Source organism: Bacillus sp. L381, from assembly GCF_030284525.1.
Classification (GTDB): Bacteria; Bacillota; Bacilli; order Bacillales; family Bacillaceae; genus Bacillus; species Bacillus amyloliquefaciens.
Genome location: NZ_CP127224.1, coordinates 145074 through 171727 on the forward strand (window position 1 = coordinate 145074; position 26654 = coordinate 171727).

Sequence of the window (26654 nt, forward strand, 5' to 3'; positions counted from 1 at the left end):
CTTGTTTAAGACAATCTCCAACTTTATGCGTGTGAGTGATATTCGGAATAAAATCATTTTTACATTACTCATGCTTATCGTCTTTCGCATAGGTGCGTTTATCCCTGTGCCATATGTTAATGCTCAGGCGTTACAGACACAAAGTTCGATGGGGGTTTTTGATCTCCTTAATACATTTGGCGGCGGTGCGCTTTATCAGTTCTCCATCTTCGCGATGGGAATTACGCCTTACATCACCGCTTCGATCATCATTCAGCTGCTTCAGATGGATGTTGTTCCGAAGTTTACTGAGTGGTCTAAGCAAGGTGAAGTCGGCCGCCGTAAATTAGCTCAGTTCACGAGATATTTTACGATTGTGCTTGGTTTTATCCAGGCGTTAGGTATGTCATACGGGTTTAACAACCTGGCAAACGGTATGCTGATTGAAAAATCCGGCATATCGACATATCTGATTATTGCTTTAGTACTCACTGGAGGAACTGCTTTTTTAATGTGGCTGGGAGAACAAATTACTTCCAATGGAGTAGGTAACGGAATTTCGATCATCATCTTCGCGGGGATTGTGGCTAGTATTCCGAAAACTGTTGGGCAGATTTATGAGACTCAATTTGTCGGCAGCAGCGATCAGCTGTTTATTCATATTGTAAAAATCGCCTTACTGGTGATTGCGATTTTAGCCGTTATTGTTGGTGTTATTTTCATTCAGCAGGCCGTACGCAAAATCGCGATTCAATATGCAAAAGGGCAAGGTCGTTCACCTGTTGGCGGAGGCCAGTCAACTCACCTTCCGCTTAAAGTGAATCCGGCAGGGGTTATTCCGGTAATCTTTGCTGTTGCGTTTCTTATTACGCCGCGTACGATCGCGTCATTTTTCGGAACAAACGATGTGACAAAGTGGATTCAAGCCAACTTTGACAATACACATCCGGTGGGCATGACGGTTTATGTCGCATTAATTATCGCCTTTACGTACTTCTATGCTTTTGTGCAGGTAAACCCTGAACAAATGGCTGATAACCTTAAAAAACAGGGTGGCTATATCCCGGGGGTTCGTCCAGGGAAAATGACTCAAGATAGAATTACGAGCATTTTGTATCGACTTACGTTTGTGGGTTCTATATTCTTAGCCGTGATTTCCATTCTTCCTATCTTTTTCATTCAATTCGCTGGATTGCCTCAAAGTGCACAGATTGGCGGAACATCTTTGTTAATTGTCGTCGGGGTAGCCTTGGAGACAATGAAGCAGCTGGAGAGCCAGTTAGTGAAACGTAATTACCGAGGATTTATGAAAAATTAGAGGACTGGTTTTAACCATTCCTCTAAATAAGAGAGGACGGGGGAAATCCGAATGAACTTAGTCTTAATGGGACTTCCTGGAGCCGGTAAAGGCACACAGGGAGAACGAATTGTTGAGGATTATGGGATACCTCATATCTCAACGGGAGATATGTTCCGTGCTGCTATGAAAGAAGAAACACCACTCGGACTCGAAGCAAAGTCTTATATTGATAAAGGCGAGCTCGTACCGGACGAAGTCACAATCGGCATTGTCAAAGAAAGACTCGGCAAAGATGATTGTGAAAGAGGTTTTCTTCTGGACGGATTTCCGCGAACAGTCGCTCAGGCTGAAGCTCTTGAAGACATTCTTGAGGAATACGGCAAGCCGATTGATTATGTCATTAACATTAAAGTAGACAAAGACTCTTTAATGGAACGTTTGACTGGACGCAGAATTTGCAGTGTTTGCGGCACAACCTATCATTTGGTTTTCAATCCGCCGAAAACGCCGGGTGTTTGTGATAAAGACGGAGGAGACCTTTATCAACGGGCAGATGATAATGAGGAAACCGTCTCAAAACGGCTTGAGGTCAACATGAAGCAGACTCAGCCTTTACTCGATTTTTATTCCGAGAAAGGATATCTTGTCAACGTCAATGGCCAGCAGGACATTAATGACGTGTACAAAGATGTGAAGGAGCTTCTTGGAGGATTGAGCAAATGATTATCTGTAAGACCCCTCGTGAGCTTAGTATCATGCGGGAAGCAGGGCGAATCGTGGCTTTGACTCATGAAGAGTTGAAAAAGCACATTAAACCAGGAATCTCGACAAAAGAATTGGATCAAATTGCCGAACGTTTTATTGAGAAGCAGGGTGCAATCCCATCTTTTAAGGGGTATAATGGGTTTCGCGGGAGCATCTGTGTATCAGTTAATGAAGAACTCGTTCACGGAATTCCCGGCAAAAGGGTTTTGCGCGACGGTGACATTATCAGCATTGATATCGGTGCTAAATTAAATGGTTATCATGGTGACTCTGCTTGGACATATCCGGTAGGAAACATCAGTGATGATGATAAACGACTGCTGGAAGTGACAGAGGAGTCTTTATATAAAGGCTTGAAGGAAGCAAAACCAGGTGAACGTTTGTCGAATATTTCCCACGCAATACAAACGTATGTCGAAAATGAGCAGTTTTCAGTTGTTAGGGAGTATGTCGGACATGGTGTTGGTCAAGACTTGCATGAGGATCCGCAAATTCCTCATTACGGTCCGCCAAACAAAGGACCTAGGCTGAAGCCTGGTATGGTTCTCGCTATAGAACCGATGGTTAACGCTGGCAGCCGGTATGTGAAAACATTGGCTGATAACTGGACGGTTGTAACGGTAGATGGGAAAAAGTGTGCTCATTTTGAACATACGATTGCGATTACGGAAACGGGTTTTGATATACTGACAAAAGTCTAGATGATGAAATGAATTCCATGACACATGTTTTTCATTCCGCACCTGGGCAGATTGTAGAAGTACAATTGGTCGGAGGAAAAACCGGCTAGCTGCTGTCATCGGAATGAAGATTCTTCATCATGTACTAAAGCAGACGGAGAAAAGCGTACATTTCATTCTCCTTAGAAAAAGAATATCAATCATTTACCCTTTATGATTGCGTATCTCCGGAAGTTCAGAACAGTATAAACGAAACAGGGCGTGTGACAAACGGATAACTGAGATTTTCTCTTTTGAAATTTGTCAGAGAGCAAGTTACTGATTTGAAGAAGGGAGAACACTTGAATGGCGAAAGACGATGTAATTGAAGTGGAAGGTACGATAGTCGAAACACTGCCAAACGCGATGTTCAAAGTTGAACTCGAAAATGGCCACACGGTTTTGGCTCACGTATCTGGTAAAATCCGCATGCACTTCATTCGCATTTTACCTGGAGACAAAGTTACGGTAGAATTATCTCCATATGACTTAACTCGTGGCAGGATTACGTACCGTTACAAATAAAGCACTCCGGAAACTGAAGGAGGTTGGAAACACATGAAAGTGAGACCATCAGTTAAACCAATCTGCGAGAAATGTAAAGTTATCCGCAGAAAAGGAAAAGTAATGGTGATCTGTGAAAATCCAAAGCATAAACAAAAACAAGGATAATTAATAAGGAGGTGCCCAGAGAATGGCTCGTATTGCTGGTGTAGATATCCCACGTGACAAACGTGTTGTTATTTCTTTAACATATGTCTTCGGAATTGGCCGCACAACGGCTCAGCAAGTCTTGAAAGAGGCTGGTGTTTCTGAAGATACTCGTGTGCGTGATCTTACTGAAGAAGAACTTGGTAAAATCCGTGATGTTATTGACAAACTGAAAGTAGAAGGTGACCTTCGCCGTGAAGTTTCTCTTAACATCAAGCGTCTGATCGAAATCGGAAGCTACCGCGGAATCCGCCATCGCAGAGGTTTGCCTGTTCGCGGACAAAACTCTAAAAACAATGCGCGTACTCGTAAAGGTCCGCGTCGTACTGTAGCTAACAAGAAAAAATAAGTAAGGGAGGTACCTAAACAATGGCTGCTGCTCGTAAACAAAACACGCGTAAACGTCGCGTGAAAAAGAATATTGAGTCAGGAATCGCTCATATTCGTTCAACTTTCAACAACACGATCGTTACGATCACTGATACTCATGGTAATGCTATTTCTTGGTCAAGTGCCGGAGCTCTAGGATTCAGAGGTTCTCGTAAATCTACTCCTTTTGCTGCGCAAATGGCTGCTGAAACAGCTGCTAAAGGTTCAATCGAACACGGACTTAAAACTCTTGAAGTAACTGTTAAAGGACCAGGTTCTGGCCGTGAAGCTGCAATCCGTGCTTTACAAGCTGCCGGACTTGAAGTTACAGCTATCAGAGACGTAACTCCTGTTCCTCATAATGGATGCCGTCCACCAAAACGTCGCCGCGTGTAATTTGTTTGTATAGATTTTGTGTCCCTGTCAATAATGGGTTATGATACAGTTATTTATGAAACGAATGCACCGACTCGTTGCCTGAGCACATACGGGACTAAACAATGGGGAATTTCGGATGGAATCTCATATGATTCTATTCGAGGTTTCGACGTTTTGAAGGAGGGTTTTAAGTAATGATCGAGATTGAAAAACCAAAAATCGAAACGGTTGAAATCAGCGACGATGCCAAATTTGGTAAGTTTGTCGTAGAGCCGCTTGAGCGTGGATATGGTACAACTCTGGGTAACTCCTTACGTCGTATCCTCTTATCCTCACTCCCTGGTGCCGCTGTAACATCGATCCAGATAGATGGTGTACTGCACGAATTCTCGACAATCGAAGGCGTTGTGGAAGATGTTACAACGATAATCTTGCACATTAAAAAGCTTGCATTGAAAATCTACTCTGATGAAGAGAAGACGCTTGAAATTGATGTACAGGGTGAAGGAACTGTCACAGCAGCTGATATTACACACGACAGCGATGTTGAAATCCTTAATCCGGATCTTCATATCGCGACTCTTGGTGAGAATGCGAGTTTCCGAGTTCGCCTTACTGCACAAAGAGGACGTGGGTATACTCCTGCTGATTCGAACAAAAGAGACGATCAGCCAATCGGCGTGATTCCGATCGATTCAATCTTTACACCAGTTTCCCGTTTATCTTATCAGGTGGAAAACACTCGTGTAGGCCAGGTTGCAAACTATGACAAACTTACACTTGATGTTTGGACTGACGGAAGCACTGGACCGAAGGAAGCAATTGCTCTCGGTTCAAAGATTTTAACTGAACACCTTAATATATTCGTTGGTTTAACTGACGAAGCTCAGCATGCTGAAATCATGGTTGAAAAAGAAGAGGATCAAAAAGAAAAAGTTCTTGAAATGACGATTGAGGAACTTGATCTTTCTGTCCGTTCTTACAACTGCTTGAAGCGTGCGGGCATTAACACGGTTCAAGAACTTGCGAACAAGACGGAAGAAGATATGATGAAAGTTCGCAACCTGGGACGCAAATCACTTGAAGAAGTGAAAGCGAAACTTGAAGAACTTGGACTCGGCCTTCGCAAAGACGATTGATCTAGTTTCCATGTGAACTAGGATTTTCGTGTGTTTTTTAATTAGAAACAGCATTCCATTAAAGGAGGGGACATCACATGTCATACAGAAAACTAGGACGTACGAGTTCACAGCGTAAAGCTATGCTTCGTGATCTTACAACAGATTTGATCATCAACGAAAGAATCGAAACAACTGAAACACGTGCGAAAGAACTTCGCTCTGTTGTTGAAAAGATGATCACTCTTGGTAAACGCGGTGACTTGCATGCTCGTCGTCAAGCTGCTGCATACATTCGCAACGAGGTTGCTAATGAAGAAAATAACCAAGATGCACTTCAAAAATTATTCTCTGACATTGCAACTCGTTACGAGGAGCGCCAAGGCGGATACACACGTATTATGAAGCTTGGTCCTCGCCGTGGTGACGGTGCACCAATGGCAATCATCGAATTGGTTTAATCACATATTTTTGTGTATCTAAAGAAGGGCGGGACAGTTTCTAACTGGATCTATGCCCTTTTTTTAGATACCAGAACTTTTTATCATGAGACAGAAAAGCAGAGCTATAGCTGAGAGGAGGTCAGGCGCCCGTGGATCAAAAACAGCTTATATCCGTAAAAGACATCTTATTCCGATACCGCAAAGATGCAGAAAGGCCGGCGCTGGACGGTGTGAGTCTGGAGGTATACGAAGGAGAATGGCTTGCTATTGTAGGTCACAACGGTTCAGGGAAGTCGACTTTGGCCAGAGCGCTGAACGGACTGATTTTGCCTGAGGCCGGAGATATTGAAGTCGGCGGCATGAAACTGACTGAAGATACTGTTTGGGATGTGCGAAAAAAAATAGGGATGGTCTTTCAGAATCCCGATAACCAATTTGTCGGAACAACGGTTCGCGATGATGTGGCTTTTGGTTTAGAAAACAATGGTGTTCCGCGCGAAGAAATGATTGAGAGAGTAGATTGGGCTGTCAAACAAGTCAATATGCAGGATTTTCTTGATCAAGAGCCGCACCATCTCTCCGGAGGTCAAAAACAAAGAGTGGCGATCGCAGGGATTATTGCTGCGCGTCCTGATATTATGATTTTGGATGAAGCGACATCCATGCTTGACCCGATCGGGAGAGAAGAAGTCCTTGACACTGTCAGACGCTTAAAAGATCAAGGCATGGCCACCGTCATTTCGATTACACATGACTTGGAAGAAGCCGCAAGGGCGGACAGGATCATTGTAATGAACGGCGGCAGGAAATATGCAGAGGGCCCGCCTGAAGAGATTTTCAAATTAAATGAAGACTTGGTTCGCATCGGTCTTGATTTGCCTTTCTCATTCCAGCTCAGCCTGCTTTTGAAAGAAAGCGGACTGGCGTTATCGAAAAACCATCTGACTCAGGAAGGGCTGGTGAATGAGCTGTGGACATTAAAATCAAAGATGTAGAACATCGCTATCAAATAAAGACACCGTTTGAACGGCTTGCTCTTTATGATATCAATGCCGTGATCAAAGAGGGCAGCTACGTTGCCGTCATCGGGCATACAGGATCGGGTAAGTCGACGCTCCTGCAGCATTTAAACGGTTTGCTGAGACCTACTAAAGGACAGCTGGAACTCGGCAGCACGATTTTAGCAGCCGGTAAAAAGAATAAAGATCTTAAGACTTTGCGAAAAAAAGTCGGAATCGTTTTCCAATTTCCCGAACATCAGCTGTTTGAGGAGACTGTGCTGAAGGACATCGCATTCGGACCGATGAACTTCGGTGTGAAAAAAGAAGACGCTGAACGGAAGGCGAAAGAGATGCTGGAGCTTGTGGGTCTTCCGGAAGACATTTTGGAACGGTCGCCGTTTGAGCTCAGCGGCGGGCAGATGCGCAGAGTGGCGATTGCCGGTGTTCTTGCGATGGAGCCGGAAGTACTGGTTTTAGATGAACCGACGGCCGGGCTCGATCCAAGAGGGCGCCAGGACATTATGGACATGTTCTATGCGCTTCATCAGCGGGGAAACCTGACTACGGTTCTCGTCACGCACAGCATGGAGGACGCCGCCCGCTATGCCGACGAGATGATCGTCATGCACAAAGGAACGATTAAAGCGACGGGGAGTCCGAGTGATTTGTTTGCAAAAGGTGAAGAGATGGCCGAAATGGGCCTGGATCTTCCTGAATCGGTGAAGTTTCAGAGACGGCTTGAGGCTGTTCTCGGAGTCAAGTATGAGAAACCCATGCTCACCCTGCAGGATGCCGCTAGTGAAATTAAGGCTTTCTTTCAGGAGGATAAGGACCAATGATGGACAGCATGATTATCGGAAAGTATGTTCCCGGATCATCGCTTATTCACCGCTTAGACCCGCGAACAAAACTTGTCAGCATTTTTCTTTTTGTATGTATCGTTTTTTTGGCAAACAACGTACAGACGTACGCTTTGCTCGGTTTGTTTACATTCGGTGTGATCGCCTTGACGCGAGTGCCGTTTAGCTTTTTGCTGAAGGGGCTTAAGCCGATTATCTGGATTGTGGCATTTACGTTTTTACTGCACATCTTCATGACGCATGAGGGTGCTGTCATTTTTCGGCTTGGCTGGTTTAAAGTTTATGAGGGCGGACTTGTACAGGGGATTTTTATCTCTCTCCGTTTCGTTTACCTCATTTTTATGACGACGCTGCTGACGCTTACGACAACGCCGATTGAAATAACGGATGGAATGGAGCAGCTCTTGCATCCATTTAAAAAGGTGAAGCTGCCTGTACACGAGCTCGCATTGATGATGTCGATATCGCTGCGCTTTATTCCGACGTTGATGGAAGAGACGGATAAAATCATGAAGGCGCAAATGGCGAGGGGTGCAGACTTTACAAGCGGCCCGGTGAAAGACAGAATAAAAGCTGTTGTTCCGCTGCTTGTCCCGCTGTTTGTCAGCGCCTTTAAACGTGCGGAAGAGCTCGCGGTCGCCATGGAAGCGAGAGGCTACCAGGGCGGTGAGGGGAGAACGAAATACAGAAAGCTTGTCTGGACCGGCAAGGATACCGGAGCTATTCTGCTCCTCATCGTATTAGCCGTATTATTGTTTTTCTTAAGAAGTTAGAGGTGCTGCCCAATGAGAATGAAATGTACCATTGCTTATGACGGGCATTTATTTAACGGATATCAGGTTCAGCCTGGAAAACGGACCGTTCAAAGTGAACTGGAAAAGGCGCTGGCCGTCATCCACAAAACTGACGGCAGAGTGCCTGTCTACTCATCCGGCCGCACTGACAGCGATGTTCATGCTGCCGGACAGGTCATTCATTTTGATACCCCGCTGTCCATTCCGGCTGAGAAATGGCCGTTTGCGCTCAATGCCCTGCTGCCTGATGACATTGCCGTCAAAACAGCAGAGATTGCGGATGATGGGTTCCATGCACGATTTAGCGCAGTCCAAAAGGAATATCGCTACTTCGTATACACGGAGAAACACCCGGACGTATTTAAACGACATTACGCTTACCATTTTGCATATCAGCTTAATGTGCAGAAAATGAGGGAAGCTTCAAGGCACCTCATCGGGACACATGATTTCACAAGCTTTTGTGCGGTTGATACCGCGGTCCAGGATAAAGTCAGAACGATTTACGAGCTGGAATGGACTGAGACCGGAGACGGCCTGCAAATGCGGATCACCGGAAACGGATTTCTCTATAATATGGTCAGAATCATTGCCGGAACGTTATTGGACACAGGGGCTGGAAAATTTTCTCCTGATGACGTAAAAGCAATGCTGGAAGCGAAGGATCGCGAAGCTGCGGGGCGCACCGCACCGGGGCACGGGCTGTATTTATGGAGTGTCTGCTATGACAACTAAACCAGGTGTAACATTTTCTTGACAGAGTCTGCATAAAGTTATAAGATATCATATGGTATGTATTTCAACCCCACGATAAGCCCCGGAACTTATTGTGTTGTGAAATAGAACGTAACAGAAGTTTATGAAAAAATGACAGATCATTTAGGAGGGAATTAAATGCGTACAACACCTATGGCTAACGCAAGTACTATTGAACGCAAGTGGTTAGTTGTTGATGCAGCAGGCAAGACTTTAGGACGTCTTTCTACAGAAGTTGCATCTATCCTTCGCGGAAAACACAAACCAACTTACACACCGCACGTTGATACTGGAGATCATGTGATCATCATCAACGCTGAAAAAATCGAGTTAACTGGTAAAAAGTTAACTGATAAAATCTACTACCGTCACACGATGCACCCAGGCGGTCTGAAATCAAGAACTGCTCTTGAGATGCGTACAAACTACCCTGAGAAAATGCTTGAGCTTGCTATCAAAGGCATGCTTCCTAAAGGTTCTCTAGGTCGTCAAATGTTCAAGAAATTGAACGTATACCGTGGTTCTGAGCATCCACACCAAGCACAACAGCCTGAAGTTTACGAACTTCGCGGTTAATTAAAAGGGAGGTTACCAATTTGGCACAGGTTCAATATTACGGTACTGGCCGTCGTAAAAGTTCTGTAGCGCGTGTGCGCTTAGTTCCAGGAGAAGGTCGTATCGTCGTTAATAATCGTGAAATCAGCGAGCACATTCCATCGCCAGCTCTAATCGAAGATATCAAACAACCATTAACTCTTACTGAAACAGCTGGTACTTATGATGTTTTAGTAAACGTACATGGAGGCGGCTTATCTGGTCAAGCTGGAGCAATCCGTCATGGTATCGCTCGTGCTTTGCTTGAAGCAGATCCAGAATACCGTGCAACACTTAAACGTGCTGGTCTTCTGACTCGTGACGCTCGTATGAAAGAACGTAAAAAATACGGTCTTAAAGGCGCTCGTCGCGCACCTCAATTCTCAAAACGTTAATCGTTTTGGATTGCAAAAACCACAACTTCATGGTTGTGGTTTTTTTGTATTTTTTTCTCATATCCAAGAGGTTATCCAATGTTTTTCTAGAATTGTTTGTTATACTCTATTCATTAACAATAAGGAGCGCAGTTATAATGAATAAGTTAGCCATACATAACAGCAAGGCATGGGATAAAAAAGTCGAAATCGGCAATGAGTGGACGGTTGCGGTTGATTCACATACGATTGGCAGAGCGAAAAAAGGCAGTTGGAGCATCAGAATGACCCCGGGAAAAGACGTACCGGCGGATTGGTTCCCATCCATGGATGGCCTGAAGGTTCTTTGCCTCGCTTCAGGAGGGGGACAGCAAGGCCCGGTGCTGGCTGCTGCGGGAGCTGACGTTACCGTCTTTGACAATTCAGAAAAACAGCTTGCGCAAGACAGAATGGTTGCTGAGCGGGAAGATCTTACGCTCCGGACTGTCAAAGGCAGCATGAATGATCTGAGCTGTTTTGATGATGAGTCATTTGATTTTATCGTGCATCCGGTATCGAATTGCTTTGTTGATACGGTTCTCCCGGTATGGAAAGAAGCCCACCGCGTATTAAAAAAAGGCGGATCTTTAGTCTCCGGTTTTGTAAATCCCGTCGTGTTTTTATTTGATATGGATTTAGAGCAGGAGGGCGTCCTAAAAGTAAAGTATTCCATTCCGTTTTCGGATGAAAAGGATCTCAGCAAGAAAAAAGTAAAGGAACTCATTGACAATAATGAAGCGCTGGAATTCGGCCATACGTTAGAGGATCAAATTAAAGGCCAGATTGACGCGGGCTTCATGGTTACCGGCTTTTATGAGGACAAGGGCGGCTTCGTCCTGGATGAATACATTAATACATACTCCGTAACAAGAAGCATTAAAATATAAAAACAGCATCCCGTCAGAGGTGCTGTTTTTTTGCGGGCCGCGCTTGTCTGTGATTCCGCTCAGCCTCTCATCAAGCACCTGCCGACTGTGCTGTAACAGCATTTTCACAACGCCGCCTCTCCCCTTCAACATGAAACCCCTTCTTTTGGGAGGATTTCCACTATCAACAAAGCATGCTTTTTCCTTTTTCCTTTCAAAATAACAGTAAAAAGGAGCGTGAATGGCAATGGCAGAGGTATTATCTTTTTCAGACGTGAAACGGCAGAAGGATTTTGAACTTGAGAAGAATTTACTCAAGGAGCTGTCACTGACGCAGATCATTCAATCCGTAAAAGCATGTCTTTCCCCTTTGTTTCCCTTTCTCCAGGACGAAAACGGCATTCTAAGTGAAGGGTGCATAGATTTTGCAATAGAAGCGTATTTATTAGGCGGCCGGTTCGGCGTCTTTGGCTATTACGGTGAGTCTTTGCAAAGGGCGAACGCCCGTTCGTCTGAAGAGGAGGAAGAACTGACGGTCGATTTTTTTGAATATCTTTGTAGCTGGACGCATGAGCAATATTCTTCCGTTGAACAAAAAGAAATCTACGAAGCGTCATGCAGGTTTATCAACAGCTGGTGGACGGAAGGATTTCTGCAAAGGAAAAAACAATGTAAGCTCCGCATGAGGTAATCATAATTTCTTCCCTTGTCCCATACTTATTAATAACGGGGACAAGCGGGAGGGAAAGGTATGAGAAAAAAGCTGAAATGGCTCGGTTTTTTACTTGGCTTTATCATATTATTGTGTTTATTCCGGTTTCAATTCCATAATGATGATTCCTGGCGGCCGTGGAGTCTGCCGCTTAGCGGGAAAATCATCTATCTCGATCCGGGACACGGCGGGCCGGACGGCGGCGCCACGGGAAGCAATCACCTTGAAAAAGATATTACGCTCGAAGTGGCCTCCAGGGTCAGAGACTATTTGCAGGAGCAAGGGGCTCTGGTCATCATGACGCGGGAGACGGATACCGACTTAGCGCCTGAAGGAATGAAAGGCTACAGCAGACGCAAAGCGGAAGATCTTAGAAAGCGCGTGGAGCTCATCAACCGTTCAGAAGCAGAGCTTTATATCAGCATTCACTTGAACGCCATACCGTCACCGAAATGGAGCGGCGCCCAAAGCTTTTACTATGGAAAATACGAAGAGAATGAAAAAGTGGCAAAATATATACAGGACGAATTGAGAATTAACTTGGAGAATACAACGAGAAAGGCGAAGCGGATACACGGCATTTACTTAATGCAGAATGTAACCAAACCGGGCGCGCTGGTGGAGGTCGGATTTTTGTCCAATCCGGCGGAAGCGAAAAGGCTCAGCCAGCCTAAATATCAGGATAAAATCGCATCTTCCGTGTATAAGGGCGTATTGAGATACTTCACAGAGAAAGGAGACCCTCCCGAGTAAGGAGGGTTTTTCGCCGATTCTATGATTAATATATGGTATAATACCATTTGTAAACGAATACACAAAGGGTGAGGGTTCGATGATAAGAGAAGATGAAGTAAGAAATATAGTCGGAAAAATGCGCGAACCTTTTCTTCATAGACCGCTGGGAGAATTGGATGCTGTTAAGGAAGTAAAGGTCAAGCCGGAGAAACGGCATGTCAGTGTAAAAATTGCATTGGCAAAAACGGGGACGGCTGAACAAATGGGTATTCAGCAGGAAATTGTATCCGTTCTGAAAGAAGCAGGAGCGGAAACTGTCGGCCTTCGGTTTGAAGAGCTGCCGGAAGAGACATTGGCGAAATTCAGCCAACCGGCGCCTGAAAGCGAAACCCTGCTGAATAGGAAAAATCCGCCGGTCTTTCTGGCGGTGGCAAGCGGAAAAGGCGGTGTCGGCAAATCAACGGTTTCCGTTAATCTGGCCATTTCTCTTGCTCGGCTCGGCAAAAAAGTCGGCCTGATCGATGCGGATATATACGGTTTCAGCGTGCCTGACATGATGGGTATTACAGTTCGTCCGACAGTAGAAGGAGAAAAACTGCTTCCTGTCGAAAGATTTGGAGTAAAGGTCATGTCTATGGGCTTTTTCGTGGAAGAAAACGCTCCGGTTGTTTGGAGAGGACCGATGCTTGGCAAGATGCTGAACAACTTCTTCCACGAGGTTGACTGGGGCGAGGTTGACTATATCGTTCTCGATCTGCCGCCAGGTACGGGTGATGTTGCGCTCGATGTACACACGATGCTTCCGAGCAGTAAAGAGATTATCGTAACAACGCCGCACCCTACAGCCGCATTTGTAGCAGCGAGAGCGGGTTCTATGGCGATTAAAACCGATCATGAAGTTGTAGGGGTCATTGAAAACATGGCTTACTATGAAAGTGCAAAAACCGGCGAGAAAGAATATGTGTTCGGTCAAGGCGGGGGAGATAAGCTTGCGGAGGAATTGCAGGTGCCGCTGCTCGGCAGAATTCCTTTAAAACAGCCTGATTGGGACAAAGATCAGTTTGCGCCTTCTGTCTACGACAGAAGCCATCCGATCGGAGAAATTTATATGGGCATCGCCCAAAAAGTCATTGAAAAAACGGCTGAATAAAAAAAGGGCCGGGATCAATACGGCCCGGCCTTTTATTGGCTTTCTTTTTCAGAGCTTGAAGCCGCTTTTTTCAGTTCATCTTCAAATTGCTTTTTGAAAAGCGGGCTGGAAAGTGTCTCTGTAATCACATCTTCTAGGTAACTGCGGAATTTTTGGCTTTTCACCAGCTCGTAGTATTTCTTATCCATGCCGGGGTCCTGCAAGATCTGCATAAAACTTTTCTGATAATCAGGGTCTTTCATCAGTTTTTTTATGATTTTTTCGTGCTCGGGCTGAAGTGTTTTTGCAAAGCTTTCGGCGAACTTTGAGTCTTCAAAGATCGTTTTCCAGAACTCCGCCCCTTTTTTAGAGGTGAGGGTTTTCTCTATCGTGCCTTTTATGGCGTTTTGATCAATCACCAATGCCTCATTCATCGCATCATCATTTAATATTTCCTTAATTGCTTTTTTTCCATCATCTGTCTTTAATATATCGACAACCATTTTTTTAGTCTGGTCATAATCCATATCCGCTGCTTGGTCTTTTGGAGCGCAAGCTGTTACAGATAATACAACAAAACAGCTTATCAATAGCGTTTTGGCTTTTGACATACATAAGCTCCTTCCTTACTTGTTCTTACTTTTAATATGATTCATCGGAATGGATTTATACATAACAAAATATCGCTGAACGCGATTGTCAGGGGGATGAATAAGAGATGAAAAGCCGCGGGCTTGTTCGATTTTTCTTTTCGATTTTAGCTGTGGGCGCTCTTATTACAAGCGTCGTAGGATTTGCACTGAAGTGGGGGGAGTACAAGGGGTTCTTTCTGAATTTTGAAGCCGGACAGATTTTCTCCGTTCTGATCTGGTTTATCGGAGTAGGCATGATTTTCAGTGTGATCAGCCAAATGGGATTCTTCGTATTTTTGACGGTGCACCGGTTTGCCCTTGAAATCCTCAGATCGAGTTCGCTTTGGAATCTGCTTCAGCTGTTTATCATTCTGTTTGTTGCTTTTGATTTAATGTACGTCAGATTTTTGTTTTTCGGTGAGCGGGATGACTCGATTGCAGGGTTTGTCTGGCTGCCGCTGGCTTTGCTTGCCGTCGGCCTGTTGACGGCATATATAAAACAAAAGCAGTCCTCAAGAAATACGTTCGTTTCATCATTATTTTTAATGGTCGTTATTACAGCGCTTGAATGGGTTCCTGCGTTAAGAGTGAATAATGAGGACTGGCTTTATTTGATGCTGATCCCGCTGATGGGCTGCAATGCGTTTCAGCTGTTAATGCTGCCGAAGTTTGCCCAGAGGTAGTTATTTCACCTCTGATGATTTGACGTCAGTATTTGCGATCAGATCACCGACAGTCACGTTTTTAAGCCCCTTTTGCTTTAAATTGTGAATGATGGCGGGGAGCGCTTCTTCCGTTTGTGTTGCTGAATCAGAGGCGTGCAGCAGGACAATGTCGCCGCCTTTTATATTACTGTTTACATTTTCAATGATTTTATCAGGGCCGGGATTTGTCCAATCGTGTGAGTTAATGCTGTAATGAACCACTGAATAGTGGTACTGCTGTGCAATGGTAAGAACCTTTTTATTAAATTGTCCGGTCGGCGGGCGGAGTAAATGAACATTCTTTACGCCCATTTTTTTAAATGCGGTCTGAGCCCGGAGGATATCCTTTTTAATGTCTTGGTCCTCTAGGTTGGTATAGTTCTTATACGCGTATCCCATGCTCCCGATTTGATGTCCGTCTTTAATCATACGTTCCACTGTATCCGGGTGCCGCTCCGCCCAAGAAGCTGACAGAAAAAAAGTGGCGTTTTTTATGCCGTTTGCTTTTAGTGCGTTCAGAATCGGAACCGCTTTTTCATCGCCCCAGCTGATGTCAAATGTTAATGCGACTTCGTCTGCTTTCGTCTCCCCTTTAGAAATCGCCTTCGGACCATTATCCGTTAAAAATACAGGAAGAGGGACGGCTCTCTGTATATAAAAAAAGCTGGCTGCTGCAAAAGCGGCAATGATAATAATAAGCAGCTGTTTTATCCTTTTGATGGGCCACACGTAGAAGTGGTTCACTGATGACGCCTCCTTATCTTGTCCATGCTTGATTACATCCTATGCTGCAGCGGATATGAATATAACGAATTATGGTTTTAAAAAAAATGAAAAAAACACTTGCTATATTTATCGAATGCATGGTATATTATTATTCGTCGCTGATGAACAGCAGACAACAACAAAAAGCTTCGAAAACAACTTGAAAAAAGTTGTTGACACAAAAGAAGCTGAGTGGTAAGATAATAAAGCTGCTTCAACAAGCGGTAATGATCTTTGAAAACTAAACAAGACAAAACGTACCTGTTAATTCAAAGTTTTAAATAAATCGCATAGCGATGTGCGTAGTCAGTCAAACTACTTTATCGGAGAGTTTGATCCTGGCTCAGGACGAACGCTGGCGGCGTGCCTAATACATGCAAGTCGAGCGGACAGATGGGAGCTTGCTCCCTGATGTTAGCGGCGGACGGGTGAGTAACACGTGGGTAACCTGCCTGTAAGACTGGGATAACTCCGGGAAACCGGGGCTAATACCGGATGCTTGTTTGAACCGCATGGTTCAGACATAAAAGGTGGCTTCGGCTACCACTTACAGATGGACCCGCGGCGCATTAGCTAGTTGGTGAGGTAACGGCTCACCAAGGCGACGATGCGTAGCCGACCTGAGAGGGTGATCGGCCACACTGGGACTGAGACACGGCCCAGACTCCTACGGGAGGCAGCAGTAGGGAATCTTCCGCAATGGACGAAAGTCTGACGGAGCAACGCCGCGTGAGTGATGAAGGTTTTCGGATCGTAAAGCTCTGTTGTTAGGGAAGAACAAGTGCCGTTCAAATAGGGCGGCACCTTGACGGTACCTAACCAGAAAGCCACGGCTAACTACGTGCCAGCAGCCGCGGTAATACGTAGGTGGCAAGCGTTGTCCGGAATTATTGGGCGTAAAGGGCTCGCAGGCGGTTTCTTAAGTCTGATGTGAAAGCCCCCGGCTCAACCGGGGAGGGTCATTGGAAACTGGGGAACTTGAGTGCAGAAGAGGAGAGTGGAATTCCACGTGTAGCGGTGAAATGCGTAGAGATGTGGAGGAACACCAGTGGCGAAGGCGACTCTCTGGTCTGTAACTGACGCTGAGGAGCGAAAGCGTGGGGAGCGAACAGGATTAGATACCCTGGTAGTCCACGCCGTAAACGATGAGTGCTAAGTGTTAGGGGGTTTCCGCCCCTTAGTGCTGCAGCTAACGCATTAAGCACTCCGCCTGGGGAGTACGGTCGCAAGACTGAAACTCAAAGGAATTGACGGGGGCCCGCACAAGCGGTGGAGCATGTGGTTTAATTCGAAGCAACGCGAAGAACCTTACCAGGTCTTGACATCCTCTGACAATCCTAGAGATAGGACGTCCCCTTCGGGGGCAGAGTGACAGGTGGTGCATGGTTGTCGTCAGCTCGTGTCGTGAGATGTTGGGTTAAGTCCCGCAACGAGCGCAACCCTTGATCTTAGTTGCCAGCATTCAGTTGGGCACTCTAAGGTGACTGCCGGTGACAAACCGGAGGAAGGTGGGGATGACGTCAAATCATCATGCCCCTTATGACCTGGGCTACACACGTGCTACAATGGGCAGAACAAAGGGCAGCGAAACCGCGAGGTTAAGCCAATCCCACAAATCTGTTCTCAGTTCGGATCGCAGTCTGCAACTCGACTGCGTGAAGCTGGAATCGCTAGTAATCGCGGATCAGCATGCCGCGGTGAATACGTTCCCGGGCCTTGTACACACCGCCCGTCACACCACGAGAGTTTGTAACACCCGAAGTCGGTGAGGTAACCTTTTTGGAGCCAGCCGCCGAAGGTGGGACAGATGATTGGGGTGAAGTCGTAACAAGGTAGCCGTATCGGAAGGTGCGGCTGGATCACCTCCTTTCTAAGGATTTTAACGGAATATAAGACCTTGGGTCTTATAAACAGAACGTTCCCTGTCTTGTTTAGTTTTGAAGGATCATTCGATTCTTCGAGATGTTGTTCTTTGAAAACTAGATAACAGAAGTAATTCACATTCAATTGTAATGCAAGATATCACGTAGTGATTCTTTTTAACGGTTAAGTTAGAAAGGGCGCACGGTGGATGCCTTGGCACTAGGAGCCGATGAAGGACGGGACGAACACCGATATGCTTCGGGGAGCTGTAAGCAAGCTTTGATCCGGAGATTTCCGAATGGGGAAACCCACCACTCGTAATGGAGTGGTATCCATATCTGAATACATAGGATATGAGAAGGCAGACCCGGGGAACTGAAACATCTAAGTACCCGGAGGAAGAGAAAGCAAATGCGATTCCCTGAGTAGCGGCGAGCGAAACGGGACCAGCCCAAACCAAGAGGCTTGCCTCTTGGGGTTGTAGGACACTCTGTACGGAGTTACAAAGGAACGAGGTAGATGAAGAGGTCTGGAAAGGCCCGCCATAGGAGGTAACAGCCCTGTAGTCAAAACTTCGTTCTCTCCTGAGTGGATCCTGAGTACGGCGGAACACGTGAAATTCCGTCGGAATCCGGGAGGACCATCTCCCAAGGCTAAATACTCCCTAGTGACCGATAGTGAACCAGTACCGTGAGGGAAAGGTGAAAAGCACCCCGGAAGGGGAGTGAAAGAGATCCTGAAACCGTGTGCCTACAAGTAGTCAGAGCCCGTTAACGGGTGATGGCGTGCCTTTTGTAGAATGAACCGGCGAGTTACGATCCCGTGCAAGGTTAAGCAGAAGATGCGGAGCCGCAGCGAAAGCGAGTCTGAATAGGGCGAATTGAGTACGTGGTCGTAGACCCGAAACCAGGTGATCTACCCATGTCCAGGGTGAAGTTCAGGTAACACTGAATGGAGGCCCGAACCCACGCACGTTGAAAAGTGCGGGGATGAGGTGTGGGTAGGGGTGAAATGCCAATCGAACCTGGAGATAGCTGGTTCTCTCCGAAATAGCTTTAGGGCTAGCCTCAAGGTAAGAGTCTCGGAGGTAGAGCACTGATTGGACTAGGGGCCCCTACCGGGTTACCGAATTCAGTCAAACTCCGAATGCCGATGACTTATCCTTGGGAGTCAGACTGCGAGTGATAAGATCCGTAGTCGAAAGGGAAACAGCCCAGACCGCCAGCTAAGGTCCCAAAGTATACGTTAAGTGGAAAAGGATGTGGAGTTGCTTAGACAACCAGGATGTTGGCTTAGAAGCAGCCACCATTTAAAGAGTGCGTAATAGCTCACTGGTCGAGTGACTCTGCGCCGAAAATGTACCGGGGCTAAACGTATCACCGAAGCTGCGGACTGTTCTTCGAACAGTGGTAGGAGAGCGTTCTAAGGGCTGTGAAGCAAGACCGGAAGGACTTGTGGAGCGCTTAGAAGTGAGAATGCCGGTATGAGTAGCGAAAGAGGGGTGAGAATCCCCTCCACCGAATGCCTAAGGTTTCCTGAGGAAGGCTCGTCCGCTCAGGGTTAGTCGGGACCTAAGCCGAGGCCGAAAGGCGTAGGCGATGGATAACAGGTTGATATTCCTGTACCACCTCCTCACCATTTGAGCAATGGGGGGACGCAGGAGGATAGGGTAAGCGCGGTATTGGATATCCGCGTCCAAGCAGTTAGGCTGGGAAATAGGTAAATCCGTTTCCCGTGAAGGCTGAGCTGTGATGGCGAGCGAATTATAGTAGCGAAGTTCCTGATTCCACACTGCCAAGAAAAGCCTCTAGCGAGGTGAGAGGTGCCCGTACCGCAAACCGACACAGGTAGGCGAGGAGAGAATCCTAAGGTGATCGAGAGAACTCTCGTTAAGGAACTCGGCAAAATGACCCCGTAACTTCGGGAGAAGGGGTGCTCTGTTAGGGTGCAAGCCCGAGAGAGCCGCAGTGAATAGGCCCAGGCGACTGTTTAGCAAAAACACAGGTCTCTGCGAAGCCGTAAGGCGAAGTATAGGGGCTGACGCCTGCCCGGTGCTGGAAGGTTAAGAGGAGCGCTTAGCGTAAGCGAAGGTGCGAATTGAAGCCCCAGTAAACGGCGGCCGTAACTATAACGGTCCTAAGGTAGCGAAATTCCTTGTCGGGTAAGTTCCGACCCGCACGAAAGGCGCAACGATCTGGGCACTGTCTCAACGAGAGACTCGGTGAAATTATAGTACCTGTGAAGATGCAGGTTACCCGCGACAGGACGGAAAGACCCCGTGGAGCTTTACTGCAGCCTGATATTGAATGTTGGTACAGCTTGTACAGGATAGGTAGGAGCCTTGGAAACCGGAGCGCCAGCTTCGGTGGAGGCATCGGTGGGATACTACCCTGGCTGTATTGACCTTCTAACCCGCCGCCCTTATCGGGCGGGGAGACAGTGTCAGGTGGGCAGTTTGACTGGGGCGGTCGCCTCCTAAAAGGTAACGGAGGCGCCCAAAGGTTCCCTCAGAATGGTTGGAAATCATTCGCAGAGTGTAAAGGCACAAGGGAGCTTGACTGCGAGACCTACAAGTCGAGCAGGGACGAAAGTCGGGCTTAGTGATCCGGTGGTTCCGCATGGAAGGGCCATCGCTCAACGGATAAAAGCTACCCCGGGGATAACAGGCTTATCTCCCCCAAGAGTCCACATCGACGGGGAGGTTTGGCACCTCGATGTCGGCTCATCGCATCCTGGGGCTGTAGTCGGTCCCAAGGGTTGGGCTGTTCGCCCATTAAAGCGGTACGCGAGCTGGGTTCAGAACGTCGTGAGACAGTTCGGTCCCTATCCGTCGCGGGCGCAGGAAATTTGAGAGGAGCTGTCCTTAGTACGAGAGGACCGGGATGGACGCACCGCTGGTGTACCAGTTGTTCTGCCAAGGGCATCGCTGGGTAGCTATGTGCGGACGGGATAAGTGCTGAAAGCATCTAAGCATGAAGCCCCCCTCAAGATGAGATTTCCCATTCCGCAAGGAAGTAAGATCCCTGAAAGATGATCAGGTTGATAGGTCTGAGGTGGAAGTGTGGCGACACATGGAGCTGACAGATACTAATCGATCGAGGACTTAACCAATTTTGAATGTATGCTTCCTGTTATCTAGTTTTGAGAGAACACTCTCAATGGTTTGGTGGCGATAGCGAAGAGGTCACACCCGTTCCCATGCCGAACACGGAAGTTAAGCTCTTCAGCGCCGATGGTAGTCGGGGGTTTCCCCCTGTGAGAGTAGGACGCCGCCAAGCTTTTTATTTTATCTACCATGTTTTTGTTTATGAAGCTTATAATATTCCGCAGTAGCTCAGTGGTAGAGCTATCGGCTGTTAACCGATCGGTCGTAGGTTCGAGTCCTACCTGCGGAGCCATTGCTTCCATAGCTCAGCAGGTAGAGCACTTCCATGGTAAGGAAGAGGTCAGCGGTTCGAGCCCGCTTGGAAGCTTATCTAAATACGTTGATCTGAAGCAGTTTCCGTATGTTATGGAACTGTTATTTTTTGTTTAAAGCAGTAAAAAACTATTGCTAATTGCAACAAGTTTTCTGATGGAGTCTGTTTTCTTCGTTTAAAACAGATTAGCTTTCTTGGTTATAAATTAATTTTAAAAAGACGGTATTGACTTTTATCAAAACCCTGATATAATTACTTTTGTCATAATGAACCTTATGAAATTTCGGATAAGCTTTTGCTTTAGATTAAGCAGAGAGTTACACCGTCTGAGCATTACTGAATAAATAACATGACAGTTTTCTTTTCTGGCGCTGTTATTTTTATTTTATTTTGGCCATTCATTACTTATTTACTTGCGGAAGTAGTTCAGTGGTAGAACATCACCTTGCCAAGGTGGGGGTCGCGGGTTCGAATCCCGTCTTCCGCTCCATTTATTTTATTGCGCCCGTAGCTCAATTGGATAGAGCGTTTGACTACGGATCAAAAGGTTAGGGGTTCGACTCCTCTCGGGCGCGCCATAATTTATTTGAAAATCGGGAAGTAGCTCAGCTTGGTAGAGCACATGGTTTGGGACCATGGGGTCGCAGGTTCGAATCCTGTCTTCCCGACCATACTTAAACTTTAAAAATAATATACTGATTTTATTTTTACTCTTTTTAAAAAAGTACTTGATTTATAGAGAGATAACATGGTATATTATTATTCGTCGCTGATGAACAGCAGACAACAACAAAAAGCTTCGAAAACAACTTGAAAAAAGTTGTTGACACAAAAGAAGCTGAGTGGTAAGATAATAAAGCTGCTTCAACAAGCGGTAATGATCTTTGAAAACTAAACAAGACAAAACGTACCTGTTAATTCAAAGTTTTAAATAAATCGCATAGCGATGTGCGTAGTCAGTCAAACTACTTTATCGGAGAGTTTGATCCTGGCTCAGGACGAACGCTGGCGGCGTGCCTAATACATGCAAGTCGAGCGGACAGATGGGAGCTTGCTCCCTGATGTTAGCGGCGGACGGGTGAGTAACACGTGGGTAACCTGCCTGTAAGACTGGGATAACTCCGGGAAACCGGGGCTAATACCGGATGCTTGTTTGAACCGCATGGTTCAGACATAAAAGGTGGCTTCGGCTACCACTTACAGATGGACCCGCGGCGCATTAGCTAGTTGGTGAGGTAACGGCTCACCAAGGCGACGATGCGTAGCCGACCTGAGAGGGTGATCGGCCACACTGGGACTGAGACACGGCCCAGACTCCTACGGGAGGCAGCAGTAGGGAATCTTCCGCAATGGACGAAAGTCTGACGGAGCAACGCCGCGTGAGTGATGAAGGTTTTCGGATCGTAAAGCTCTGTTGTTAGGGAAGAACAAGTGCCGTTCAAATAGGGCGGCACCTTGACGGTACCTAACCAGAAAGCCACGGCTAACTACGTGCCAGCAGCCGCGGTAATACGTAGGTGGCAAGCGTTGTCCGGAATTATTGGGCGTAAAGGGCTCGCAGGCGGTTTCTTAAGTCTGATGTGAAAGCCCCCGGCTCAACCGGGGAGGGTCATTGGAAACTGGGGAACTTGAGTGCAGAAGAGGAGAGTGGAATTCCACGTGTAGCGGTGAAATGCGTAGAGATGTGGAGGAACACCAGTGGCGAAGGCGACTCTCTGGTCTGTAACTGACGCTGAGGAGCGAAAGCGTGGGGAGCGAACAGGATTAGATACCCTGGTAGTCCACGCCGTAAACGATGAGTGCTAAGTGTTAGGGGGTTTCCGCCCCTTAGTGCTGCAGCTAACGCATTAAGCACTCCGCCTGGGGAGTACGGTCGCAAGACTGAAACTCAAAGGAATTGACGGGGGCCCGCACAAGCGGTGGAGCATGTGGTTTAATTCGAAGCAACGCGAAGAACCTTACCAGGTCTTGACATCCTCTGACAATCCTAGAGATAGGACGTCCCCTTCGGGGGCAGAGTGACAGGTGGTGCATGGTTGTCGTCAGCTCGTGTCGTGAGATGTTGGGTTAAGTCCCGCAACGAGCGCAACCCTTGATCTTAGTTGCCAGCATTCAGTTGGGCACTCTAAGGTGACTGCCGGTGACAAACCGGAGGAAGGTGGGGATGACGTCAAATCATCATGCCCCTTATGACCTGGGCTACACACGTGCTACAATGGGCAGAACAAAGGGCAGCGAAACCGCGAGGTTAAGCCAATCCCACAAATCTGTTCTCAGTTCGGATCGCAGTCTGCAACTCGACTGCGTGAAGCTGGAATCGCTAGTAATCGCGGATCAGCATGCCGCGGTGAATACGTTCCCGGGCCTTGTACACACCGCCCGTCACACCACGAGAGTTTGTAACACCCGAAGTCGGTGAGGTAACCTTTTTGGAGCCAGCCGCCGAAGGTGGGACAGATGATTGGGGTGAAGTCGTAACAAGGTAGCCGTATCGGAAGGTGCGGCTGGATCACCTCCTTTCTAAGGATTTTAACGGAATATAAGACCTTGGGTCTTATAAACAGAACGTTCCCTGTCTTGTTTAGTTTTGAAGGATCATTCGATTCTTCGAGATGTTGTTCTTTGAAAACTAGATAACAGAAGTAATTCACATTCAATTGTAATGCAAGATATCACGTAGTGATTCTTTTTAACGGTTAAGTTAGAAAGGGCGCACGGTGGATGCCTTGGCACTAGGAGCCGATGAAGGACGGGACGAACACCGATATGCTTCGGGGAGCTGTAAGCAAGCTTTGATCCGGAGATTTCCGAATGGGGAAACCCACCACTCGTAATGGAGTGGTATCCATATCTGAATACATAGGATATGAGAAGGCAGACCCGGGGAACTGAAACATCTAAGTACCCGGAGGAAGAGAAAGCAAATGCGATTCCCTGAGTAGCGGCGAGCGAAACGGGACCAGCCCAAACCAAGAGGCTTGCCTCTTGGGGTTGTAGGACACTCTGTACGGAGTTACAAAGGAACGAGGTAGATGAAGAGGTCTGGAAAGGCCCGCCATAGGAGGTAACAGCCCTGTAGTCAAAACTTCGTTCTCTCCTGAGTGGATCCTGAGTACGGCGGAACACGTGAAATTCCGTCGGAATCCGGGAGGACCATCTCCCAAGGCTAAATACTCCCTAGTGACCGATAGTGAACCAGTACCGTGAGGGAAAGGTGAAAAGCACCCCGGAAGGGGAGTGAAAGAGATCCTGAAACCGTGTGCCTACAAGTAGTCAGAGCCCGTTAACGGGTGATGGCGTGCCTTTTGTAGAATGAACCGGCGAGTTACGATCCCGTGCAAGGTTAAGCAGAAGATGCGGAGCCGCAGCGAAAGCGAGTCTGAATAGGGCGAATTGAGTACGTGGTCGTAGACCCGAAACCAGGTGATCTACCCATGTCCAGGGTGAAGTTCAGGTAACACTGAATGGAGGCCCGAACCCACGCACGTTGAAAAGTGCGGGGATGAGGTGTGGGTAGGGGTGAAATGCCAATCGAACCTGGAGATAGCTGGTTCTCTCCGAAATAGCTTTAGGGCTAGCCTCAAGGTAAGAGTCTCGGAGGTAGAGCACTGATTGGACTAGGGGCCCCTACCGGGTTACCGAATTCAGTCAAACTCCGAATGCCGATGACTTATCCTTGGGAGTCAGACTGCGAGTGATAAGATCCGTAGTCGAAAGGGAAACAGCCCAGACCGCCAGCTAAGGTCCCAAAGTATACGTTAAGTGGAAAAGGATGTGGAGTTGCTTAGACAACCAGGATGTTGGCTTAGAAGCAGCCACCATTTAAAGAGTGCGTAATAGCTCACTGGTCGAGTGACTCTGCGCCGAAAATGTACCGGGGCTAAACGTATCACCGAAGCTGCGGACTGTTCTTCGAACAGTGGTAGGAGAGCGTTCTAAGGGCTGTGAAGCAAGACCGGAAGGACTTGTGGAGCGCTTAGAAGTGAGAATGCCGGTATGAGTAGCGAAAGAGGGGTGAGAATCCCCTCCACCGAATGCCTAAGGTTTCCTGAGGAAGGCTCGTCCGCTCAGGGTTAGTCGGGACCTAAGCCGAGGCCGAAAGGCGTAGGCGATGGATAACAGGTTGATATTCCTGTACCACCTCCTCACCATTTGAGCAATGGGGGGACGCAGGAGGATAGGGTAAGCGCGGTATTGGATATCCGCGTCCAAGCAGTTAGGCTGGGAAATAGGTAAATCCGTTTCCCGTGAAGGCTGAGCTGTGATGGCGAGCGAATTATAGTAGCGAAGTTCCTGATTCCACACTGCCAAGAAAAGCCTCTAGCGAGGTGAGAGGTGCCCGTACCGCAAACCGACACAGGTAGGCGAGGAGAGAATCCTAAGGTGATCGAGAGAACTCTCGTTAAGGAACTCGGCAAAATGACCCCGTAACTTCGGGAGAAGGGGTGCTCTGTTAGGGTGCAAGCCCGAGAGAGCCGCAGTGAATAGGCCCAGGCGACTGTTTAGCAAAAACACAGGTCTCTGCGAAGCCGTAAGGCGAAGTATAGGGGCTGACGCCTGCCCGGTGCTGGAAGGTTAAGAGGAGCGCTTAGCGTAAGCGAAGGTGCGAATTGAAGCCCCAGTAAACGGCGGCCGTAACTATAACGGTCCTAAGGTAGCGAAATTCCTTGTCGGGTAAGTTCCGACCCGCACGAAAGGCGCAACGATCTGGGCACTGTCTCAACGAGAGACTCGGTGAAATTATAGTACCTGTGAAGATGCAGGTTACCCGCGACAGGACGGAAAGACCCCGTGGAGCTTTACTGCAGCCTGATATTGAATGTTGGTACAGCTTGTACAGGATAGGTAGGAGCCTTGGAAACCGGAGCGCCAGCTTCGGTGGAGGCATCGGTGGGATACTACCCTGGCTGTATTGACCTTCTAACCCGCCGCCCTTATCGGGCGGGGAGACAGTGTCAGGTGGGCAGTTTGACTGGGGCGGTCGCCTCCTAAAAGGTAACGGAGGCGCCCAAAGGTTCCCTCAGAATGGTTGGAAATCATTCGCAGAGTGTAAAGGCACAAGGGAGCTTGACTGCGAGACCTACAAGTCGAGCAGGGACGAAAGTCGGGCTTAGTGATCCGGTGGTTCCGCATGGAAGGGCCATCGCTCAACGGATAAAAGCTACCCCGGGGATAACAGGCTTATCTCCCCCAAGAGTCCACATCGACGGGGAGGTTTGGCACCTCGATGTCGGCTCATCGCATCCTGGGGCTGTAGTCGGTCCCAAGGGTTGGGCTGTTCGCCCATTAAAGCGGTACGCGAGCTGGGTTCAGAACGTCGTGAGACAGTTCGGTCCCTATCCGTCGCGGGCGCAGGAAATTTGAGAGGAGCTGTCCTTAGTACGAGAGGACCGGGATGGACGCACCGCTGGTGTACCAGTTGTTCTGCCAAGGGCATCGCTGGGTAGCTATGTGCGGACGGGATAAGTGCTGAAAGCATCTAAGCATGAAGCCCCCCTCAAGATGAGATTTCCCATTCCGCAAGGAAGTAAGATCCCTGAAAGATGATCAGGTTGATAGGTCTGAGGTGGAAGTGTGGCGACACATGGAGCTGACAGATACTAATCGATCGAGGACTTAACCAATTTTG

22 protein-coding genes, 5 tRNA genes, 5 rRNA genes and 1 pseudogene are annotated in these 26654 nt (G+C 47.5%); 31 read left to right on the plus strand and 2 right to left on the minus strand.

What is annotated here, in order from left to right:
• Window position 1: 1 nt before the first annotated feature.
• The 20 genes and pseudogenes from secY to salA all read left to right on the plus strand — a co-directional run bounded on the left by secY (window position 2) and on the right by salA (window position 13663).
• On the plus strand, window positions 2-1297 hold the full coding sequence (gene secY / locus QRX25_RS00830; RefSeq protein ID WP_013350817.1) for a preprotein translocase subunit SecY: 1296 nt from the start codon (window positions 2-4) through the stop codon (window positions 1295-1297).
• 51 nt (window positions 1298-1348) lie between these two features.
• On the plus strand, window positions 1349-2002 hold the full coding sequence (locus QRX25_RS00835) for an adenylate kinase (protein ID WP_014469622.1): 654 nt from the start codon (window positions 1349-1351) through the stop codon (window positions 2000-2002).
• Window positions 1999-2745, plus strand: coding sequence for a type I methionyl aminopeptidase (map, locus tag QRX25_RS00840; RefSeq protein ID WP_045514107.1), 747 nt, complete (start codon window positions 1999-2001; stop codon window positions 2743-2745). The genes QRX25_RS00835 and map overlap by 4 nt, the downstream gene beginning before the upstream one ends.
• Before the next feature lie 64 nt (window positions 2746-2809).
• Window positions 2810-3092: pseudogene (locus QRX25_RS00845) on the plus strand (KOW domain-containing RNA-binding protein).
• Window positions 3070-3288: a translation initiation factor IF-1 gene (infA, locus tag QRX25_RS00850; RefSeq protein ID WP_003156508.1), complete on the plus strand. Its 219-nt coding sequence runs from the start codon at window positions 3070-3072 to the stop codon at window positions 3286-3288. The pseudogene QRX25_RS00845 and the gene infA overlap by 23 nt, the downstream one beginning before the upstream one ends.
• Window positions 3289-3321: 33 nt before the next feature.
• Entirely contained in the window at window positions 3322-3435 is a 114-nt protein-coding gene (gene rpmJ, locus QRX25_RS00855) for a 50S ribosomal protein L36 (protein ID WP_003156543.1), read from the plus strand.
• Window positions 3436-3457: 22 nt separating this feature from the next.
• Window positions 3458-3823, plus strand: coding sequence for a 30S ribosomal protein S13 (gene rpsM / locus QRX25_RS00860; RefSeq protein ID WP_003156545.1), 366 nt, complete (start codon window positions 3458-3460; stop codon window positions 3821-3823).
• A 20-nt stretch (window positions 3824-3843) separates the two neighbouring features.
• Window positions 3844-4239 carry a 30S ribosomal protein S11 gene (gene rpsK, locus QRX25_RS00865; protein WP_003156547.1) on the plus strand — a complete coding sequence of 132 codons (396 nt, stop codon included), beginning with the start codon at window positions 3844-3846 and terminating at the stop codon, window positions 4237-4239.
• A gap of 176 nt (window positions 4240-4415) precedes the next feature.
• Window positions 4416-5360 (plus strand): DNA-directed RNA polymerase subunit alpha, encoded by a 945-nt coding sequence (locus QRX25_RS00870; RefSeq protein ID WP_003156549.1) that lies wholly within the window; start codon window positions 4416-4418, stop codon window positions 5358-5360.
• A 77-nt stretch (window positions 5361-5437) separates the two neighbouring features.
• On the plus strand, window positions 5438-5800 hold the full coding sequence (gene rplQ / locus QRX25_RS00875) for a 50S ribosomal protein L17 (RefSeq protein ID WP_003156550.1): 363 nt from the start codon (window positions 5438-5440) through the stop codon (window positions 5798-5800).
• A gap of 131 nt (window positions 5801-5931) precedes the next feature.
• A complete protein-coding gene (locus QRX25_RS00880) occupies window positions 5932-6777 on the plus strand; it encodes an energy-coupling factor ABC transporter ATP-binding protein (RefSeq protein WP_013350820.1) in 846 nt (281 codons plus the stop codon).
• Window positions 6753-7622 (plus strand): energy-coupling factor ABC transporter ATP-binding protein, encoded by an 870-nt coding sequence (locus QRX25_RS00885; protein WP_212100092.1) that lies wholly within the window; start codon window positions 6753-6755, stop codon window positions 7620-7622. The genes QRX25_RS00880 and QRX25_RS00885 overlap by 25 nt, the downstream gene beginning before the upstream one ends.
• Window positions 7619-8416 (plus strand): energy-coupling factor transporter transmembrane component T family protein, encoded by a 798-nt coding sequence (locus QRX25_RS00890; RefSeq protein ID WP_115998177.1) that lies wholly within the window; start codon window positions 7619-7621, stop codon window positions 8414-8416. Before QRX25_RS00885 ends, QRX25_RS00890 begins: the two co-directional genes overlap by 4 nt.
• A gap of 12 nt (window positions 8417-8428) precedes the next feature.
• A complete protein-coding gene (truA, locus tag QRX25_RS00895; protein ID WP_013350823.1) occupies window positions 8429-9172 on the plus strand; it encodes a tRNA pseudouridine(38-40) synthase TruA in 744 nt (247 codons plus the stop codon).
• A 159-nt stretch (window positions 9173-9331) separates the two neighbouring features.
• Window positions 9332-9769 carry a 50S ribosomal protein L13 gene (gene rplM / locus QRX25_RS00900; RefSeq protein WP_013350824.1) on the plus strand — a complete coding sequence of 146 codons (438 nt, stop codon included), beginning with the start codon at window positions 9332-9334 and terminating at the stop codon, window positions 9767-9769.
• Window positions 9770-9789: 20 nt separating this feature from the next.
• Window positions 9790-10182, plus strand: a complete 393-nt coding sequence (gene rpsI, locus QRX25_RS00905) for a 30S ribosomal protein S9 (protein ID WP_003225846.1) — start codon at window positions 9790-9792, stop codon at window positions 10180-10182.
• 137 nt (window positions 10183-10319) lie between these two features.
• Window positions 10320-11087 (plus strand): class I SAM-dependent methyltransferase, encoded by a 768-nt coding sequence (locus QRX25_RS00910; RefSeq protein WP_115998176.1) that lies wholly within the window; start codon window positions 10320-10322, stop codon window positions 11085-11087.
• A gap of 226 nt (window positions 11088-11313) precedes the next feature.
• Window positions 11314-11757: a DUF2521 family protein gene (locus QRX25_RS00915; RefSeq protein ID WP_014469623.1), complete on the plus strand. Its 444-nt coding sequence runs from the start codon at window positions 11314-11316 to the stop codon at window positions 11755-11757.
• Window positions 11758-11817: 60 nt separating this feature from the next.
• Window positions 11818-12531, plus strand: a complete 714-nt coding sequence (gene cwlD, locus QRX25_RS00920) for an N-acetylmuramoyl-L-alanine amidase CwlD (RefSeq protein ID WP_065980564.1) — start codon at window positions 11818-11820, stop codon at window positions 12529-12531.
• Between the two features lie 79 nt (window positions 12532-12610).
• A complete protein-coding gene (gene salA, locus QRX25_RS00925) occupies window positions 12611-13663 on the plus strand; it encodes an iron-sulfur carrier protein/transcriptional regulator SalA (protein WP_065980565.1) in 1053 nt (350 codons plus the stop codon).
• A 32-nt stretch (window positions 13664-13695) separates the two neighbouring features.
• On the opposite strand, the gene gerD is transcribed toward salA, so the two are convergent.
• The gene (gene gerD, locus QRX25_RS00930) at window positions 13696-14253 is read right to left on the minus strand and encodes a spore germination lipoprotein GerD (RefSeq protein ID WP_013350829.1); all 558 of its coding nucleotides are present in this window, start codon (window positions 14251-14253) and stop codon (window positions 13696-13698) included.
• A gap of 107 nt (window positions 14254-14360) precedes the next feature.
• Between gerD and kbaA the strand changes: the two genes are divergently transcribed.
• Window positions 14361-14957 (plus strand): KinB-signaling pathway activation protein, encoded by a 597-nt coding sequence (gene kbaA / locus QRX25_RS00935; protein WP_045514132.1) that lies wholly within the window; start codon window positions 14361-14363, stop codon window positions 14955-14957.
• Here kbaA and pdaB read toward each other — a convergent pair whose 3' ends face one another.
• On the minus strand, window positions 14958-15722 hold the full coding sequence (gene pdaB, locus QRX25_RS00940; protein WP_212100094.1) for a polysaccharide deacetylase family sporulation protein PdaB: 765 nt from the start codon (window positions 15720-15722) through the stop codon (window positions 14958-14960).
• 341 nt (window positions 15723-16063) lie between these two features.
• On the opposite strand from pdaB, the gene QRX25_RS00945 reads away from it, so the two are divergent.
• From QRX25_RS00945 to QRX25_RS00990, 10 genes are all read left to right on the plus strand, one after another.
• Window positions 16064-17613: ribosomal RNA gene (locus QRX25_RS00945) — 16S ribosomal RNA — on the plus strand.
• A 174-nt stretch (window positions 17614-17787) separates the two neighbouring features.
• Window positions 17788-20717: ribosomal RNA gene (locus QRX25_RS00950) — 23S ribosomal RNA — on the plus strand.
• Window positions 20718-20768: 51 nt separating this feature from the next.
• Window positions 20769-20884: ribosomal RNA gene (gene rrf, locus QRX25_RS00955) — 5S ribosomal RNA — on the plus strand.
• A gap of 45 nt (window positions 20885-20929) precedes the next feature.
• Window positions 20930-21004: transfer RNA gene (locus tag QRX25_RS00960), tRNA-Asn, on the plus strand.
• A gap of 2 nt (window positions 21005-21006) precedes the next feature.
• Window positions 21007-21079 (plus strand) — tRNA-Thr (locus tag QRX25_RS00965).
• A 361-nt stretch (window positions 21080-21440) separates the two neighbouring features.
• Window positions 21441-21515 (plus strand) — tRNA-Gly (locus QRX25_RS00970).
• A gap of 11 nt (window positions 21516-21526) precedes the next feature.
• Window positions 21527-21603: transfer RNA gene (locus tag QRX25_RS00975), tRNA-Arg, on the plus strand.
• A gap of 16 nt (window positions 21604-21619) precedes the next feature.
• Window positions 21620-21696: transfer RNA gene (locus QRX25_RS00980), tRNA-Pro, on the plus strand.
• A 299-nt stretch (window positions 21697-21995) separates the two neighbouring features.
• A 16S ribosomal RNA gene (locus QRX25_RS00985) occupies window positions 21996-23545 on the plus strand.
• Between the two features lie 174 nt (window positions 23546-23719).
• Window positions 23720-26649: ribosomal RNA gene (locus QRX25_RS00990) — 23S ribosomal RNA — on the plus strand.
• The 16S, 23S and 5S rRNA genes sit together here with 5 tRNA genes alongside, the layout of an rRNA operon.
• Window positions 26650-26654: the final 5 nt, after the last annotated feature.

What these genes read in the sequence shown, in the direction of transcription:
- QRX25_RS00835 (WP_014469622.1), top strand. Translation starts at nt 1,349, where the DNA reads ATGAACTTAGTCTTAATGGGACTTCCTGGAGCCGGTAAAGGCACACAG.
- map (WP_045514107.1), top strand. Translation starts at nt 1,999, where the DNA reads ATGATTATCTGTAAGACCCCTCGTGAGCTTAGTATCATGCGGGAAGCA.
- infA (WP_003156508.1), top strand. Translation starts at nt 3,070, where the DNA reads ATGGCGAAAGACGATGTAATTGAAGTGGAAGGTACGATAGTCGAAACA.
- rpmJ (WP_003156543.1), top strand. Translation starts at nt 3,322, where the DNA reads ATGAAAGTGAGACCATCAGTTAAACCAATCTGCGAGAAATGTAAAGTT.
- rpsM (WP_003156545.1), top strand. Translation starts at nt 3,458, where the DNA reads ATGGCTCGTATTGCTGGTGTAGATATCCCACGTGACAAACGTGTTGTT.
- rpsK (WP_003156547.1), top strand. Translation starts at nt 3,844, where the DNA reads ATGGCTGCTGCTCGTAAACAAAACACGCGTAAACGTCGCGTGAAAAAG.
- QRX25_RS00870 (WP_003156549.1), top strand. Translation starts at nt 4,416, where the DNA reads ATGATCGAGATTGAAAAACCAAAAATCGAAACGGTTGAAATCAGCGAC.
- rplQ (WP_003156550.1), top strand. Translation starts at nt 5,438, where the DNA reads ATGTCATACAGAAAACTAGGACGTACGAGTTCACAGCGTAAAGCTATG.
- QRX25_RS00890 (WP_115998177.1), top strand. Translation starts at nt 7,619, where the DNA reads ATGATGGACAGCATGATTATCGGAAAGTATGTTCCCGGATCATCGCTT.
- truA (WP_013350823.1), top strand. Translation starts at nt 8,429, where the DNA reads ATGAGAATGAAATGTACCATTGCTTATGACGGGCATTTATTTAACGGA.
- rplM (WP_013350824.1), top strand. Translation starts at nt 9,332, where the DNA reads ATGCGTACAACACCTATGGCTAACGCAAGTACTATTGAACGCAAGTGG.
- QRX25_RS00910 (WP_115998176.1), top strand. Translation starts at nt 10,320, where the DNA reads ATGAATAAGTTAGCCATACATAACAGCAAGGCATGGGATAAAAAAGTC.
- QRX25_RS00915 (WP_014469623.1), top strand. Translation starts at nt 11,314, where the DNA reads ATGGCAGAGGTATTATCTTTTTCAGACGTGAAACGGCAGAAGGATTTT.
- cwlD (WP_065980564.1), top strand. Translation starts at nt 11,818, where the DNA reads ATGAGAAAAAAGCTGAAATGGCTCGGTTTTTTACTTGGCTTTATCATA.
- salA (WP_065980565.1), top strand. Translation starts at nt 12,611, where the DNA reads ATGATAAGAGAAGATGAAGTAAGAAATATAGTCGGAAAAATGCGCGAA.
- gerD (WP_013350829.1), bottom strand. Translation starts at nt 14,253, where the DNA reads ATGTCAAAAGCCAAAACGCTATTGATAAGCTGTTTTGTTGTATTATCT.
- kbaA (WP_045514132.1), top strand. Translation starts at nt 14,361, where the DNA reads ATGAAAAGCCGCGGGCTTGTTCGATTTTTCTTTTCGATTTTAGCTGTG.